General features: G+C 74.9%; 15 protein-coding genes, 1 tRNA gene and 1 pseudogene. 16 read left to right on the top strand and 1 reads right to left on the bottom strand.

Going from position 1 to position 15,658, the window contains the following annotated elements:
- Window positions 1-33 precede the first annotated feature (33 nt).
- The 16 genes and pseudogenes from WHI96_RS25780 to WHI96_RS25705 all read left to right on the top strand — a co-directional run bounded on the left by WHI96_RS25780 (window position 34) and on the right by WHI96_RS25705 (window position 14,910).
- A complete protein-coding gene (locus tag WHI96_RS25780; protein WP_345645356.1) occupies window positions 34-276 on the top strand; it encodes a hypothetical protein in 243 nt (80 codons plus the stop codon).
- Between the two features lie 144 nt (window positions 277-420).
- Window positions 421-1,080 (top strand): DUF4097 family beta strand repeat-containing protein, encoded by a 660-nt coding sequence (locus WHI96_RS25775; RefSeq protein WP_345645358.1) that lies wholly within the window; start codon window positions 421-423, stop codon window positions 1,078-1,080.
- A gap of 190 nt (window positions 1,081-1,270) precedes the next feature.
- Window positions 1,271-2,164, top strand: a complete 894-nt coding sequence (locus WHI96_RS25770; protein ID WP_345645361.1) for a ParA family protein — start codon at window positions 1,271-1,273, stop codon at window positions 2,162-2,164.
- A 2-nt stretch (window positions 2,165-2,166) separates the two neighbouring features.
- Window positions 2,167-3,030, top strand: a pseudogene (locus WHI96_RS25765) (segregation and condensation protein A); the annotation flags it as partial.
- 250 nt (window positions 3,031-3,280) lie between these two features.
- Window positions 3,281-4,924 carry an SMC-Scp complex subunit ScpB gene (scpB, locus tag WHI96_RS27975; protein WP_425571593.1) on the top strand — a complete coding sequence of 548 codons (1,644 nt, stop codon included), beginning with the start codon at window positions 3,281-3,283 and terminating at the stop codon, window positions 4,922-4,924.
- Window positions 4,925-4,929: 5 nt separating this feature from the next.
- A complete protein-coding gene (locus tag WHI96_RS25755; protein ID WP_345645363.1) occupies window positions 4,930-5,691 on the top strand; it encodes a pseudouridine synthase in 762 nt (253 codons plus the stop codon).
- On the top strand, window positions 5,691-6,053 hold the full coding sequence (aroH, locus tag WHI96_RS25750) for a chorismate mutase (RefSeq protein WP_345645366.1): 363 nt from the start codon (window positions 5,691-5,693) through the stop codon (window positions 6,051-6,053). The genes WHI96_RS25755 and aroH overlap by 1 nt, the downstream gene beginning before the upstream one ends.
- 102 nt (window positions 6,054-6,155) lie before the next feature.
- A complete protein-coding gene (gene cmk / locus WHI96_RS25745) occupies window positions 6,156-6,830 on the top strand; it encodes a (d)CMP kinase (protein ID WP_349302462.1) in 675 nt (224 codons plus the stop codon).
- Window positions 6,827-7,510: a lysophospholipid acyltransferase family protein gene (locus WHI96_RS25740; protein WP_345645371.1), complete on the top strand. Its 684-nt coding sequence runs from the start codon at window positions 6,827-6,829 to the stop codon at window positions 7,508-7,510. Before cmk ends, WHI96_RS25740 begins: the two co-directional genes overlap by 4 nt.
- 83 nt (window positions 7,511-7,593) lie before the next feature.
- Complete coding sequence (gene der / locus WHI96_RS25735) at window positions 7,594-9,006, top strand: ribosome biogenesis GTPase Der (RefSeq protein ID WP_345645389.1); 1,413 nt, start codon at window positions 7,594-7,596, stop codon at window positions 9,004-9,006.
- On the top strand, window positions 9,006-9,980 hold the full coding sequence (locus tag WHI96_RS25730; protein ID WP_345645374.1) for a quinone oxidoreductase family protein: 975 nt from the start codon (window positions 9,006-9,008) through the stop codon (window positions 9,978-9,980). Before der ends, WHI96_RS25730 begins: the two co-directional genes overlap by 1 nt.
- Before the next feature lie 59 nt (window positions 9,981-10,039).
- The gene (locus WHI96_RS25725; protein WP_345645377.1) at window positions 10,040-10,273 is read left to right on the top strand and encodes a hypothetical protein; all 234 of its coding nucleotides are present in this window, start codon (window positions 10,040-10,042) and stop codon (window positions 10,271-10,273) included.
- A gap of 26 nt (window positions 10,274-10,299) precedes the next feature.
- Complete coding sequence (locus WHI96_RS25720) at window positions 10,300-13,209, top strand: helix-turn-helix transcriptional regulator (RefSeq protein ID WP_345645380.1); 2,910 nt, start codon at window positions 10,300-10,302, stop codon at window positions 13,207-13,209.
- A 74-nt stretch (window positions 13,210-13,283) separates the two neighbouring features.
- Window positions 13,284-14,057, top strand: a complete 774-nt coding sequence (locus WHI96_RS25715) for a DUF5995 family protein (protein WP_345645383.1) — start codon at window positions 13,284-13,286, stop codon at window positions 14,055-14,057.
- A 44-nt stretch (window positions 14,058-14,101) separates the two neighbouring features.
- Window positions 14,102-14,809: a LuxR C-terminal-related transcriptional regulator gene (locus WHI96_RS25710; RefSeq protein ID WP_345645386.1), complete on the top strand. Its 708-nt coding sequence runs from the start codon at window positions 14,102-14,104 to the stop codon at window positions 14,807-14,809.
- 27 nt (window positions 14,810-14,836) lie between these two features.
- Window positions 14,837-14,910, top strand: a tRNA-Pro gene (locus WHI96_RS25705).
- A 235-nt stretch (window positions 14,911-15,145) separates the two neighbouring features.
- Here the strand turns inward: WHI96_RS25705 and WHI96_RS25700 are convergent.
- Window positions 15,146-15,511 (bottom strand): tyrosine-type recombinase/integrase, encoded by a 366-nt coding sequence (locus WHI96_RS25700; protein WP_345645392.1) that lies wholly within the window; start codon window positions 15,509-15,511, stop codon window positions 15,146-15,148.
- Window positions 15,512-15,658 lie beyond the last annotated feature (147 nt).

Genomic DNA, 15,658 nt, shown 5'->3' with positions numbered 1-15,658 from the left:
TCGCGACGGAGGGGTCCGGTTCCGGCCCGGTCGGTGTACCGGCGGGTCGCAGCGCGCCACTGGTGGACCCCGCTGCCCGGAGTCCACCACGACCGGACGCACCCGTACGGCCCCGAGGCCCGGCTGCGCGCGGTGTCGTTCTGGGCGGGTCCGCACGCGGTGCTGCACGGGCCGGCCGCGGCCTGGTGGCACGGGATCCTCGACGCCGCCCCGGTGATCGCCGGGGTGACGGTGCGGCGGGGGACCGGGCCGGATCCGGTGCCGAACGGCGGCTGATGCACGACCTCGACACCGCACCCGGGCGGGTCGTCGCCGAGATCCGCCACGCACTCCGGCTCGCCGACGGGGGCGGCGACCGGCGGGGGACGGTGAACGACTACGTTCCGGGGCCCATGCGGTACCGAGTGGGTGACGGCGGTCGTGGCGGGACTCGTCCTGGCCGGGTGCGGTGGTGTCGCCGCCGGGCAGGAGCAGCAGCAGGCGGTGAACGAGCCCGTCGACGGGGCGGTCACCCGGGTCGAGGTCGACTCCGACGCCGGGGCGCTGCGCCTCGTGGCGGGGGAGAAGGCGTCGGTCGAGCAGGACCTGCGGTGGACCGGCGACGCCCGCCCGCAGGTGGAGCAGAAGGTCGACGGCGGCGTCCTGCGGGTCACCGTCCGCTGCCCGGACCAGGGCGGCGACCGCTGCCAGGCCGGTCTCGTCGTGACCGCGCCCGCCGCGTCCTCGGCGCTGGTCGACCTGCGTGCGGGCGGCATCGAGGTCCAGGGCCTGACCGGGGCGCTGGACCTGACGTCGTCGGCGGGCGAGGTCCGCGCCACCGGTGCCGGACCGGGCGACGTGCGGGCGAGGTCCAGCGCCGGCGCGGTCGAGCTGACCTTCGCCGCGGCGGCCGCGGACGTGACCGCGGAGTCCAGCGCCGGCGGCGTCGAGGTCCGGGTCCCGGTGGGTCCGGCCTACGAGGTGACCGCCGAGACCTCCGCGGGGTCGACCGAGGTCGGGGTCCCCGACCAGCCCGGTGCCGACCACCGGATCACGGCGAAGAGCAGCGCGGGTGGGGTCTCGGTCCTGCCCGCCCGTTGAGGCGCGACACGCCGGGGCGCACCGTCGGCCGGACGGCGCCCGCCCGCAGGTAGGGTGACCCGGAAATCCATACCGCGACGTGGCCCGACAGGGACGTCGCCGCACGTGGGGACATCTCCTGCAGTGCGGTCTCAGGCCCTGACCGGGACCCGAGACCCGGCACGGTACCCGCGACGAGACCGGAGACCGCATGAACCCGACGCGGCCGGAGGCCCAGGGCAGGCTCGACGACCCGAGCGACGAGCCGGCGCCGGATCACGGGCGAGGCACCCAGACCACCAGCGCGCGCGCTCCCGAGCCCGCACCGCTGTCGGTGCACGGCCCGGCCCGCGTGATCGCGGTGGCGAACCAGAAGGGCGGCGTCGGGAAGACGACGTCGACGATCAACCTCGGGGCCGCGCTCGCCGAGTACGGCCGCAAGGTCCTGCTCGTCGACTTCGACCCGCAGGGTGCGCTGTCGGTGGGCCTCGGCGTGCAGCCCCACCAGCTCGAGTCCACCGTCTACAACCTGCTGATGGAGCGCGGCGTCGAGGCCGACGAGGTCCTCCAGGACACCGGCGTCGAGAACCTGGACCTGCTGCCGTCGAACATCGACCTGTCGGCGGCCGAGGTGCAGCTCGTCACCGAGGTCGGCCGGGAGCAGGCACTCGGCCGCGCCCTCAAGCGGTTCCTGCCCGACTACGACGTCGTCCTCATCGACTGCCAGCCGTCCCTGGGCCTGCTCACGATCAATGCGCTCGCCTGCGCCGACGAGGTCCTCATCCCGCTGGCGTGTGAGTTCTTCTCGCTGCGCGGCGTGGCGCTGCTGATGGACACCATCGACAAGGTCACCGAGCGGCTCAACCCGGACCTGAGCCTGCTCGGCGTGCTCCCGACGATGTTCGACACCCGCACGCTGCACACCCGCGAGGTCCACGACCGCGTGGTGGAGGCGTTCGGGGACAAGGTGTTCGACGCCGTCATCAACCGGACGATCAAGTTCCCGGAGACCACGGTCGCCGGGGAGCCGATCACCACGTGGGCGCCCACGTCGTACGCCGCGGAGGCCTACCGGATGCTCGCCCGCGAGGTCATCGCCCGGTGACGCTGCTCGCCGACGGCGCTCCCGAAGGTCTGGGCGACGGTCTCGACGACAACGACGTCGCCGCGCCGCGGACCCGGCGCTTCACCGTCCGGCTGTACAACTTCGAGGGCCCGTTCGATCTGCTGCTGCAGCTGATCGGCAAGCACGAGCTCGACCTCACCGAGATGGCCCTGCACAAGGTCACCGACGACTTCATCGCCCATCTCACCGACCTCGGCGACGACGCCGACCTCGACGAGATCACCGAGTTCCTGGTCGTCGCGGCGACCCTGCTCGACCTGAAGGCCGCGCGGCTCGTGCCCGGCGCCGAGGTCGACGACGAGGACGACCTCGCCCTGCTCGAGGCCCGTGACCTGCTGTTCGCCCGGCTGCTGCAGTACCGCGCCTACAAGGAGGCCGCGGCGCTGTTCGTCGAGCTGGAGAAGGGCGCGATGCGCCGCTTCCCGCGCTCGGTCGCGATCGAGGACCGCTACGCCGACCTGCTGCCCGAGGTGCTGCTCGGCGTCGACGCGCAGGCCTTCGCCGAGCTCGCCGCCGCGGTGTTCCGGCCCCGCCCGCCCGACGAGGTCGGCGTCGACCACCTGCACGCGGTGCACGTGTCGGTGCCCGAGCACGCCGCGATCCTGCGAGAGCGGCTCGCGCTCGCCGGGACGGCCACCTTCGCCGACCTGACCGCCGACTGCGTCGCGACGTTGGAGGTCATCGCCCGGTTCATGGCGCTGCTGGAGCTGTACCGGGAGCGCTCGGTGGCTCTGGAGCAGCCGGAGGCGTTCGCCGACCTGACGGTCACCTGGACCGCGGACCGCGACGACGACCCGGTCGCCTACGCCGCCGCGCTGGAGGACGAGGCCGCGGCCGCCGAGGAGGCGGTGCGGGCACGCAACCGGCGCCGCCGGAAGAAGAACCGCGTCGACGACCCGGTCGCGTCCGGCTCCGGCTCCCCTTCCGAGTCCGATCCCCCGTCCGACTCCGGACCGGACCCGGAGACTCCCGACACCGACCTGGCCGGCCCGGACGCGGACCTCGATCGGGACCTGGACGCTGACCTCGACGGTCCGGGCGCCACGCCGGACGTGCTCCGTCCCGAACCCGACGACGAAGGGACCGGAACCACCGGTGACTGAGCCGGACGACCGGCCGGGCTCCGACGACCCGGAGGACCCGTCCGAGCTGCTGCGCCTCATCGGCCGCACGGTGCCGCGCAGCCCGCACGCCACTGCGTCGCCGCAGGTCGCGCAGGGTGCGGAGGACCGAGCCGCCCCGGAGCCGGAGGCTCCGCCCGCCCCAGCCGACGAGGACCCGACCAACGCCGAGGCCGGGCCCGCCCGCACCGCGGAGCCCGCCCAGGACGCCGAGGCGTTCGCCGCTGCCGATCGCGCCGCTGCCGATCGCGCCGCTGCCGATCGCGCCGCTGCCGATCGCGCCGCTGCCGATCGCGCCGCTGCCGATCGCGCCGACAACGGTGCCGAATGCGCCAACGGTGCCGAGCCCACTGCCGTCGCGGCGCCCGCAGCCGACGCCGAGCCGGTGGCGGCCGAGCTCGCGGGCACCGAGCCGGCGGTCTCCGGGCCTGCCGCCCCCGCGCCTGCGGCCACCGGAGCACCCGGGTCGCACATCCCGGAGAAGCCCGAGCCCACCCCGCCCGCCACCACCACACCTGTGGCACCGGGCGATCGAGACGCGCGTTCCGGCCCTGCCGAGGGCGGGAACGTGCATCTCGACCTGTCCGGGGACCCCGCCGCCGGCGATGCCGTCACCTCGGACACGTCGACCGACGATCGAGCGTTGCGAAACGGTGCTCGCGGCGACGCGTCCGCAACGCTCGACGCCCAGGACGACCGGTCCGGGCGCGCCGGCGGGCGCGACTCCGGCCACCTCGACCCGGCGGCCGAGCACCCCGAGCCGGGGGCTGGTGACACGGCGGTCGTCCCGGCAGCCGGGAGGACCGGGGCGACCGGAGCCGCAGCCTGGCCGGAGAACGCGGCAGTGCCGGAGAACGCGGCAGTGCCGGAGAACGCGACCGGGCCGGCGAACGCAGCCGGGCCGTGGACCGCAGCCGGTCCGGAGGACACGGCCGGGCCGAAGGCCCTCGGACCCGAGGACCCGCGAGCCGAGGAACCCCGAGCCGAGGAACCCGGAACAAGGGAACCCGGAACAGAGGAACCCGGAACCCAGGACGACCAGGAACCCGAGGAGCCCGAGTTCCTCGAGCTCGCCGACGACACCGAGCTCGAGCACGCCCTGGAGGCGCTGCTGCTCGTCGTCGACGCCCCCGTCGACGAGCCGTCCCTGGCCACGGCGCTGCACCAGACGCCGTCGCGGATCCGACAGACGCTGCACCGGATGTCGCTGGCCTACACCGCCGACCGGCGCGGCATCGACCTGCGCCGCGCGGGGGAGGGCTGGCGGTTCTACACCCGCGACCGCTACGCCCCCTACGTCGAGAAGATGCTGATGGACGGCCAGCGCGCCCGGCTGACCCGGGCCGCGCTGGAGACCCTCGCCGTCGTCGCGTACCGCCAGCCGGTCACCCGCGCGCGGGTCTCCGCGGTCCGCGGCGTGAACTGCGACGGCGTGCTGCGCACCCTGCTCACCCGCGGCCTGGTGGAGGAGGCCGGCACCGAGGATCAGACAGGGGGGACACTGTTCCGGACGACCGAGCTGTTCCTCGAACGGCTCGGGATCTCCTCCGTGGCCGAGCTGCCCCCGCTGGCACCGCTGCTGCCCGACATCGACGCGATCGACGACCTGGAAAGCTAGGCACCATGAGCAACACACACGACCCCGACGGCGTCCGGCTCCAGAAGGTGCTGGCCCGCGCGGGCGTCGCCTCCCGGCGCGCGGCCGAGGACCTCATCGCGCAGGGACGCGTGCAGGTCGACGGCGAGACCGTCCGCGAGCAGGGCCGCCGGATCGACCCGGACACCGCGGTCGTCCACGTCGACGGCGCCCGGATCACCCTGCGCGACGACCAGGTCTACCTGGCGCTGAACAAGCCGTTCGGGCTGCACTCGACGATGTCCGACGACCTGGGCAGGCCGTGCATCGGCGACCTGCTCGCCGACCGCGTCGAGATCATGAACACCGCGCAGCGGCTGTTCCACGTCGGCCGGCTCGACGCCGAGACCGAGGGACTGCTGCTGCTCACCAACGACGGCGAGCTCGGCCACCGGCTGATGCACCCGTCCTACGAGGTGCCCAAGACCTACCTCGCCGAGATCGAGGGCAAGATCGCCCGCGACCTCGGGCGACGGCTGCGCGACGGCATCGAGCTGGAGGACGGCATCGCCCGCGTCGACTCGTTCAAGCTCGTCGACGCCGTCCCGGGTCGCGCCACCGTGCAGCTGGTCCTGCACGAGGGCCGCAAGCACATCGTGCGGCGGATGCTCGACGAGGTCGGCCACCCGGTGCAGCGCCTGGTCCGGACCCACGTCGGGACCGTGGCCCTGGGCAACCAGCGTCCCGGCAAGCTGCGTCCCCTCGACCGCGTCGAGGTGGGCTCCCTGTACAAGGCGGTGGGTCTCTGATGGCCGTGCGGGCCCTGCGGGGCGCGACCCAGGTCGACGCCGACGACCGCCAGGAGATCCTCGACCGCTCCGCCGAGCTGGTCACCGCGGTGCTGGAGCGCAACGAGCTGGTGTCCGACGACATCATCTCGATCTGGTTCACCGCCACCCCGGACCTCACCGCGGAGTTCCCGGCGTACGCGGCGCGGCTGCTCGGGCTGACCGACGTGCCGCTGATGTGCGCCACCGAGATGTCGGTGCCCGGCGCGCTGCCGCGGGTGCTGCGGCTGCTCGCCCACGTCGACACCCCGAAGCCGCGCTCGGCGATGCGGCACGTCTACCTGCACGGGGCGCGGGCGCTGCGCACCGATCTGCCCCAGTAGGACACCCCGCCCCGTCGTGGCGGGGGCGCACCGGCGACAATGCCGGACGCAGCAACTCGAACACGGTGGGGGAACAAGGTGGCCTTGCGGGGCGTCGTCGCGATGGACGGTCCGTCCGGGACGGGCAAGTCGACCGTCTCCCGACGGCTGGCGCAGGCCTGCTCGGCGGCCTATCTGGACACCGGGGCGATGTACCGCGCCGCGACGCTGGCCGCGCTGCGCGCCGGTCTGGGCGAGGGTGCGGCGGAGGACGAGATCGCCCGCGCCGCCGTCGGGGCCCGTCTGGAGTCGGGCACCGACCCGGCCGCCCCGACGATCACCCTGGACGGCGAGGACGTCTCCGGCCCGATCCGCGGCCCCGAGGTGACCGGGTTCGTCTCGGCCGTCTCCGCGGTGCCGCGGGTCCGGGCGGAGATGGTCGCCCGCCAGCACGCCCTGATCCGCGCGGCCGTCGAGAGCGGCGGCGGGATGGTCGTCGAGGGGCGCGACATCGGTACCGTGGTGGTGCCGGACGCGCCGCTCAAGGTCTACCTGACGGCGTCGCCGGAGGTCCGCGCAGCGCGGCGCGGGCGGCAGGACGAGAAGGCGGGCCGCAAGGCCGACCTGCACGTCACCCTGGCCGACGTCGAACGGCGGGACCGGCTCGACTCGTCGCGGCGGGTCTCCCCGCTCTACGCGGCGGCGGACGCCCTGGTGCTCGACACCGACCACCTGTCGGCGGACGCCGTGCTGGCGAAGCTGCGCGAGCTCGTGGCCGCGCGGGGGCTGGACGGGTGAGCCCGGCGCGTGCGCTGCCGGAGGACGGTCTCGGCTGGCTGCACGACCTCGGCCGCTGGACCGGCTCCTGGCTGTGGGTCCCGTTCTACCGGGTGCGGGTCCGGCACCCGGAGCGGATCCCGCCGACCGGTCCGGTGGTACTCGTCGCGAACCACAGCGCGTTCGTCGACGGACCGCTGCTGTTCGGCATGTTCGGGCGCCGCGTGGTGTTCCTGGTGAAGGCGGAGATGTTCTCCGGGATCGTGGGGACGCTGCTGCGGTGGTTGGGACAGGTGCCGGTGCGGCGTGACGTCGTCGACCGGCGGCCGCTGACGACCGCGCTGGGCGTGCTGCGCGACGGCGGCATGGTCGCCGTGTTCCCGGAGGGCACCCGCGGCGCCGGCGAGGTCGGCGCGGCCCGCCAGGGGGCGACGTGGCTGGCCCGCTCGGCACAGGCGCCGCTGCTGCCGGTGGCGGTGCGCGGCACCCACCGCCCGGCGGGGTCGCCCCGCCGCTTCCGCCCCCGGGTGGACGTGCTGGTCGGCGACCCGCTACCGGCGCCGACGGCGCCGGGACGGGACGGCCTGGCCGCCGCGACCACCGAGGTCACGGAGGCCCTGCGGACACTGGTCCGCGAACTGGACAACGAACACAGGCAAGTGACACGGCCCGACGCGGCCGGGGACGTGAGAGAGCAGTGAGCGAGAGCAGCGAACGCGGAACGAGCCTCGGCGGGGTGTACAACAGCGGCGTCGAGATCGGTGACGCGGCCGACCGGGCCGAGATGGACCGGCTCGGGCTGGACCCGGCCGAGTTCGTCGCCGTCGACGAGGACGGTGTCGTCACCGCGGGGATCGACCCCGACGAGATCCTGGCGACCCCCACCCTGGCCGTCGTCGGCCGTCCGAACGTCGGCAAGTCCACCCTGGTCAACCGGATGCTGGGCCGTCGCGAGGCGGTCGTGCAGGACGTGCCGGGCGTGACCCGCGACCGTGTGGTCTACGACGCGCTGTGGAACGGCCGCCGGTTCAAGCTGATGGACACCGGCGGCTGGGAGCCCGACGCCGCCGGCCTGCAGGGCTTCGTCGCCCGCCAGGCCGAGACGGCGATGCGGATCGCCGACGCGGTGCTGCTCGTCGTCGACGCCTCGGTCGGCGCCACCGCGACCGACCAGGCCGTGGCTCGCGTCCTGCGCCGCGCCGACGTGCCGGTGATGCTGTGCGCCACCAAGGTCGACGACGACCGGCTCACCTCCGACACCGCCGACCTGTGGCGGCTGGGCCTCGGTGAGCCGCACCCGGTGTCCGGGCTGCACGGCCGCGGCTCCGGCGACCTGCTCGACGCGATCCTGGAGATCCTCCCCGAGACCCCGCGTGACGACTTCGGCGCCTCCGGGGGCGGCCCGCGCCGCGTCGCGCTGGTCGGCAAGCCGAACGTCGGCAAGTCCAGCCTGCTGAACAAGCTGGCGGGCGAGGAGCGGTCGGTCGTCCACGACGTCGCGGGCACCACCGTCGACCCGGTCGACTCCCTGGTCGAGCTCGACGGCCAGGTGTTCCGCTTCGTCGACACCGCCGGCCTGCGCAAGCGGGTCAAGATGGCCTCGGGCATGGAGTACTACGCCTCGCTGCGGACCAGCTCCGCGATCGAGTCCGCCGAGGTCGCACTGGTGCTGATCGACGCCTCCGAGCCGATCGCCGAGCAGGACCAGCGGGTCCTGACGATGGTGGTGGAGTCCGGGCGCGCCCTGGTCATCCTGTTCAACAAGTGGGACAAGGTCGACGAGGAGCGCCGCCACCAGCTCACCCGGGAGCTGGAGCGCGACCTGATCAGCGTGCGCTGGGCGGAGCGGGTCAACGTCTCCGCGCTGACCGGGCGGTCGACCCAGCGGATCGCGCCCGCGCTGAACCGCGCGCTGGAGTCCTGGGACACCCGGGTGCCGACCGGGCGGCTCAACCAGTGGCTCAACGACCTCGTCGCCGCGACCCCGCCGCCGGTGCGCGGCGGTAAGCAGCCGAAGATCATGTTCGCGACGCAGGCCCAGACCCGGCCGCCGACGTTCGTGCTGTTCACCAGCGGGTTCCTCGAGGCGGGCTACCGGCGCTTCGTCGAGCGGCGGCTGCGCGAGGAGTTCGGGTTCGGCGGCACGCCGATCCGCGTCTCGGTCCGGGTCCGCGAGAAGCGCCCCCGGAGGAAGTGATGCGGGCCCTGCGCGGCCGTCCCGGTGCCCGGACCTGGGAGGTCGACGAGATCGACACCCCGGTCCCGGGCCCGGGGGAGCTGCTCGTGCGGGTCCGGGCGGCCGGGGTGAACCGGGCCGACCTGCTCGCGCTGGGCGGCGGCTATCCCGTCCCGCACGCCGACCACGACGGCTCCTTCACCGCGGGGATGGAGCTCGCCGGTGAGATCGTCGCCGCCGGTCCGGGCGTCACCGGCGCCCCCGGGCGCGGGCCGGGGGACCGGGTGTTCGCGTCCGCGCCCGCCGCGTTCGCCGAGTACGCCGTCGTCGACGCCCGCCGCGCCCTGCCCGTCCCGTCCGGGCTCACTTGGACCGACGCCGCCGCGCTGCCGGTCGCACTGGAGACCGCGCACGACGCGCTGGTCACCCAGGCCGGGTTCGGCGCCGACGGCGGCGCCGTCCTCGTGCTCGGGGGCAGCACCGGGGTCGGCCAGGTCGCGATCCGGTTGGCCGCCGCGCTGGGGGCCTCGACGGTCCTCGCGACGACGACCTCGTCCGCCAAGCGCGACGCGCTGGTCGACGCCGGGGCGACCCCGCTCGTCGGGGTCGACGCGCTGGGTGACCTCGACGGCCCCGTCGACGTCGTGCTGGACCTCGTCGGCGGCGACCACCTGGCCGCCGCCCTGCCCGCCGTGCGGATCGGCGGGACCGTCGTGCAGATCGGCCGGCTCGCCGGGCCGTCGGCGACGCTGGACCTCGACACCCTGTCCTTCCGCAGGCTCCGCCTGATCGGCACCACCTTCAGCGTCCGCACCGCCGACGAGCGGGCCGCCGTCGCCGCCGCGCTGACGCCGGTCCTCGGCCTGGTCGGCGACGGCCGGGTGCGTGCCACCGTCGACCGGGTGGTGTCCCTCGACGACGCCCCGGACGCCGTCGCGCACCTACGGTCCGGCGGGGCCGTCGGGAAGGTCGTGATCGAGGTCTCCGGATCGTGAGGCCGTGCCTGTAACCACCGGCGCCGCCCCGACGAGTGCCCGGGCGTGACGGTGTCGAGGTGACGGTGTTGGAGCGGCTCTGGGTGTGGCGGGTGCGTGCCGCCTGCGAGGTGGCGCTGGCCCTGTGCGGCGGCGACGAGCTCGTCGCCGACGCCCGCACCGAGGCCTCCTGGTACGCCGACCTGCTGCATCCGTGGGACGGCCGGGGCTGTGAGCCCGACGCCCGCATCCACGCCTGGCTGTCGATCCTGCTCGCCCGGCGCACCGTCGCCGCGGGACCCCTGGAACAGTGACGACACCGTCACTATCGTGGCCGGGCGTGAGGGAGACACCGGCCGAGGTCTTCCACGGCCGGGTCGCGGAGCTGGACCTGCTCGCCGTCGCGCTGCGTGACGCCGTCGCCGGCGGGACCTCGGCCGTGCTCCTCGGCGGCGACGCGGGGGTCGGCAAGACCCGGCTGGTGTCGGAGTTCGCCCGCACCGCGAACAGCGGCGGCGCGGTCGTGCTGTCCGGCCGCGCGCTGGACATCGCCGACGCCCCGCCGTTCTGGCCGGTCGTGTCCGCGCTGCGCGAGCAGTCCCGCACCCGCGGCGCGCTGGGCCGGGAGTGCGCGGCCGCGTTGTCCCGGCTGGACCGCGCCGACGGGCCGGCCGGGCGGGTCGAGATGCTGGGCGAGCTCGCCGCCGTCGTCGAGCGGGCGGCCCGCCGGGCACCGGTGGTGCTCGTCGTCGACGACCTGCACCGCGCCGACCGCTCCACCCGCGACCTGTTCGCCTATCTGCTGGCGGCGCTGTCGTCGTCGCCGGTGCTGCTGGTCGGCACCTACCGCGACGACCCGGCCGGTGGCGTCCCGATCGACCTGCTCGGGCTCACCGGGGAGCTGCGCCGGCACCGCGGCGTGCGCTTCGCCCGGGTGGAGCCGCTGCCCCGGCACGAGCTGGCCGAGCTGGTCGCGCAGTGGGCGCCGGAACGCCACGACGTCGAGGACCTGGTGTGGCGCCACTCCGGCGGAAACGTGTTCCTCGCCCGCGAGACCGTCCGTGCCGTGCTCGACGGCGACCCGCGCGGCGTGCCGCAGACCGTCCGCGAGCTGGTGCGGGCGGGCGCCGCCGGGCTGTCGGTGGGGGCGGTGGAGGTCGTGCGGGCCGTGGCGGCCGGGGTAGGGGAGGTCGAGCACACGCTGCTGGCCGCCGTCGTCGACGTCGACGGTCCGGAGCTGGCCGCGGCCGTGCGGGAGGCGGCCGACGCCGGGTTCGTCGTCGTCGCCGGTGCCGACGGCTACACGCTGCGACACGGCCTGATGACCGAGGTCGTCTCCGCGGACCTGCTCCCCGCCGAGCGGGTCGAGCTGCACGGCCGCTACGCCACCGCGCTGCACGGCGGCCACCGCGTCCCCGGGTCGGCGGCCCGCCTCGCGCACCACTGGCAGCTCGCCGGGCGCCCGGACGAGGCGCTGGAGGCGACCCTCGACGCCGCGCAGGAGGCCGAACGGCTGCGCGGCTACGCCGAGGCGCACCGGCACTGGCTGCGCGCGGCGACGCTGCCGGTCCCCGCCGCCGTCCACGACCGCAGCCGCTACCTGGAGCACGCCGCGGCCGCCGCGGCCCTGGCGGGCGACCACGGCTCGGCCGTGGCGCTGCTGGCCGAACGGCTCGGCGAACCCGACGCGCCCCCCGGCACCGAGCAGGCGGTGCTGCGGTCCCGGCTCGGGCGCTACCTCGGCGCGGCGGGTCAGCTGGCCGAGGCCGAGGAGGCCTACCGGCGCGCCGTCGCCACCCTGCCCGCAGGCGACGACCCCGCCGACGCCGCCGTCGCCGCCCGCGCCGAGGTCCTCGCCGGGTACGCGGCCGCGCTGCTCGACCGGGCCGACTACGCCGGCGCCCGCGCCGTCGCCGAGGACGCACTGGTCGCGGCGCGCCGGGTGGGGGAGCCGCGGGCACTGGCGTCGGTGCTGGCGACCCTCGGGTTCGGTGCCGCGCACTCCCGCGACGGCGCCGCCGGGCTCGACGCGCTGACCGAGGCCGTCGCCGTCGCCGAGGCCGACGGCGACCCGGAGACGCTGGGGGAGTGCCTGGCCCGGCGCGCGGAGCTGCTGACCGGCCCGCTCAACGCCCTCGACGACGGCGTCGCCGCGGCCCGGGCGGGTGCCGAGCGGATGGCCGGGCTGGGGCTGGGCCGGACCGCGTCGGTGTCGCTGCGGGTGGTGGCGGCGAACGGGCTGTTCCGCGCCGGTGCCTGGGACGAGGCCGAGCGGGAGGTGGCGACGGCGTGGTCGGCCGCCCCGTCCGGGGCGCAGATGCTGGAGCTGCGCCTGGCCCGCGCCCGGCTGCGGATGGGCCGGGGCGACCTCGACGGCTCCGACGTCGACCTCACCGCCGCCGAGCTCGTCGCCGGGTCGACGGGTCTGCCCAAACAGCGGCTGCCGCTGCTGATCCTGCGCGCCGGACTGGAGATGTGGCGGGGCAACCCGGAGCTGGCGTTCGCCCACGTCGGTAAGGGGCTCGACATCGTCGAGTCCGGCATCGACGACGTCTTCGCGGTCGCGCCGCTGCTGTGGCACGGCGCCCGCGCGCACGCCCAGGCCGTCCTCGCCGGACGTCCCCCCGACGCCAGCGGGCTGCGGCGGCTGCGCCGCCACCGGCGCGACCTCGTCGACCGCGGGGACCGATCCGCCCCCGCGCTGCGCGGGGTGATCGCGAGCTACGAGGCCATGTGCTCCGCCGAGGACGCCCGGATCACCGCCGGGGCCGACCCGGGCACCTGGCGGGGCGTCGCCGACCTGCTCGACGGCCTCGGCCAGCCCTACCCGGGCTCCTACGCCCGGCTGCGCAGCGCCGAGGCCCTCCTGGCGGGCCGGCGCACCGAGGACGGCACCGCGGACCTGCGCCGCGCCGCCGAGCTCGCCGCGGGCCTGCGGGCCGGTCCGCTGCTGACCGAGATCGCCGAGGTCGCCCACCGGGCCCGGATCGAGGTGCCCGAGCTCGCCGCGGGCGCGGCGGACGGTCGTGCCCCGGCCGCCGTGGACGGTCCGCTGGCCCGGCTCACCGACCGGGAGCGGGAGGTGCTGGAGGTCCTCGCCGACGGCGCCACCAACAAGCAGATCGCGGCCCGGCTGTTCATCACCCCGAAGACGGTCGGCGCCCACCTCGCCTCGGTCTTCGCCAAGCTCGACGTCACCAACCGCACCAGCGCCGCGGCCGTCCTCCGCGAGCACCGCACCGACATCTAGGTCATTCGCCCTATACCGTCACCGGGCACGCTCGACCAGGCTGATCACCGGATCGAGCGATGCGGAGGCAGACGATGACGGCCACCATCGAGACGCCCTCCGGTGAGGGCACCGCCCCGGCCGGCCGGGCGCGCGTCGCGGCGCTGGTCGCGACCCCACCGGAGACGATCGACGGCGTCGTCGCGCACCTGGAGCACCTCCAGGAGATCCTCGAGTGCGAGTACGGCCCCGGCGACGGCGTCGCCTCGTTCAACCGGCTCTACCTGCGCATCACCCGCGGCATCCGCGACCAGCTCGACGACGACCTGTTCGCCGACCGGGACTTCCTGGTCCGGCTCGACGTCGAGTTCGCCCGCCGCTACTTCCGGGCCCTGCACGCCGAGGCGACCGGGGGGACCCCACCGCGGTCCTGGGGGGTGCTGCTGGAGCGCCGCCACCACGAACGGATCTCCCCGGTGGAGTACGCGGTGGTCGGGGTGAACGCGCACGTCAACTTCGACCTGGCGCCCGCGGTCGTGCGGACCTGCACGGTCCTCGGGCGCCGTGCCCCCGGCCCGGCCGAGCGGGCCGACTACCGGGCCGTGAACGACGTGTTCTCCCTGCACATGGTCCGCCTGCTCGACGGGTTCGACGGGACGGACCCCTGCGAGGTCTCGCTGTCCGAGCAGCTGCTCGGCTGCGTCGCCGACGTGCCGGTCGTGCTGGCCCGCGACGTCGCCTGGCGGCAGGCCCTCGAGCTCTGGGAGCTCCGCTCGCGGCCGATGGAGTACGAGAACGAGGTCGCGGCGCTCGACCGCCGGACCGCGCTCCTGGGGCGTGGCCTGCTCACGCTGGGAGCCCTGACGTGACACCCGCCCGAGTGGGGGGCGGGCGGGTGTCACACCCCCGCCCGGTGGCGGTCGCGCCGCTCGGGACGGTGCTGATCATCGACGACCACGAACTCGTCGGGTCGTCGCTGGCGCTGGCCCTGCGCGCGGAGGGCGAACCGGCCTCGTTCCGCCCCGCGCACTCGCACGTCGACGTGCACCGCGCCGTCGCCGGGGTCGAGCCCGGGCTGCTGGTCCTCGACCTGGACCTCGGCCGCGACGCCGAGGGCCGCCGGATCGACACCATCCCGCTCATCCCGGGGCTGCGCGCCCAGGGGTGGCGGGTTCTCGTGCTCTCGGGCAGCTCCAGCCCCACCCGGATCGGCGCGGCCCTGCACCAGGGCGGCTTCACCTGGGTGTCGAAGACGGCCTCGATGCCCGCACTGGTCGTCGCGATCCGGGAGGCCCGCGTCGGGCGGTCGCTGCTGAACGCCACCCACCGCGACGAGCTCGTGCAGCGCTACGTCGAGTGGGACCGCCGCCAGCGCGCCGTCCGCGAACGCATCGCGACCCTGACCCGCCGCGAGCGGGAGGTCCTCGAACTGCTCGCCGGCGGGGTGCGGGCGCACGCCATCGCCGAGCACTTCGTCGTGTCGCTCCCGACGGTCCGCACCCAGGTCAGAGCGGTGCTCGCGAAGCTCGACGTCGGGTCGCAGCTGGAGGCCGTCGCGCTGGTCCGCAGCGTCGACGCCACGGACGACACCCCCGGCGGGGTGCTGCCGTGGGTACGGTAAGGTTCTACGTGCCCCGGGAGGGGTGGCCGGGACGTGGCGCAGCTTGGTAGCGCACTTGACTGGGGGTCAAGGGGTCGCAGGTTCAAATCCTGTCGTCCCGACAGGCCGGGGGCCGGTATCCGAGGACGTCGGGTACCGGCCTTTCTTCGTTCAACCTGCGGCTTCGCCGCTTTGTCGTGATCACCGGACCGTTCCGTGCTGGTGCTTCCGTGATCTTGGTCGGCGGTAGTGCGAGGGCTGAGTGACTAACTGAGTGTCTATCGTTCGAGAGAGCCATCAAGCCGGCATCGTCGCTCTCGGGTCCGAGCGCAGCGGCGAAGTCGTGGTGACTGCCGCTTAGGAGTCGGCGACAGGGAAGATGTGGTCCATCGCGGTCGCACCGTGCTCGAGTACCGGCCGGAGCTGCTGGCGGTAGACGGCTTCGGTGATGGCGGTGCCGCTGTGCCCGACGAGTCGCGAGATGTGTTCGAGGGGCATGCCGGAGTCCGAGAGCAGCGAGACGAAGCTGTGTCGCATCTCCCGCGGGGTCCATTCGGTGGCGTTGAGGCCGGCGCCGGCAGCGACGCGTCGGAAGGCGCGCCGCACATTGTGGGCATCCATCTCGGATCCGGTTCGTGTCGCGAACACGAGTTGATCCGCGCCTGGTGCGGGCGTTGACCTAGCTGCGTGGCGCTGGAGCGCTGTCACGCACCGGTGCGGCATTCCGAGCCGGCGGGCGCCGGGGGTTACGTCCGCGGAGGTGGTGTACGGGTTCGTCGCTGGTGAGCGGCGTGGCGTCGTGACGTGAGACGGCCACCGCGTGATCTTTCTCGAGTACCGACCAAGGAACTCCAGGAAGGACCACCACGA

This window comes from Pseudonocardia tropica (assembly GCF_040105315.1).
Classification (GTDB): domain Bacteria; phylum Actinomycetota; class Actinomycetes; order Mycobacteriales; family Pseudonocardiaceae; genus Pseudonocardia; species Pseudonocardia alni.
This window is presented reverse-complemented; position numbering and strand designations above follow the sequence as displayed.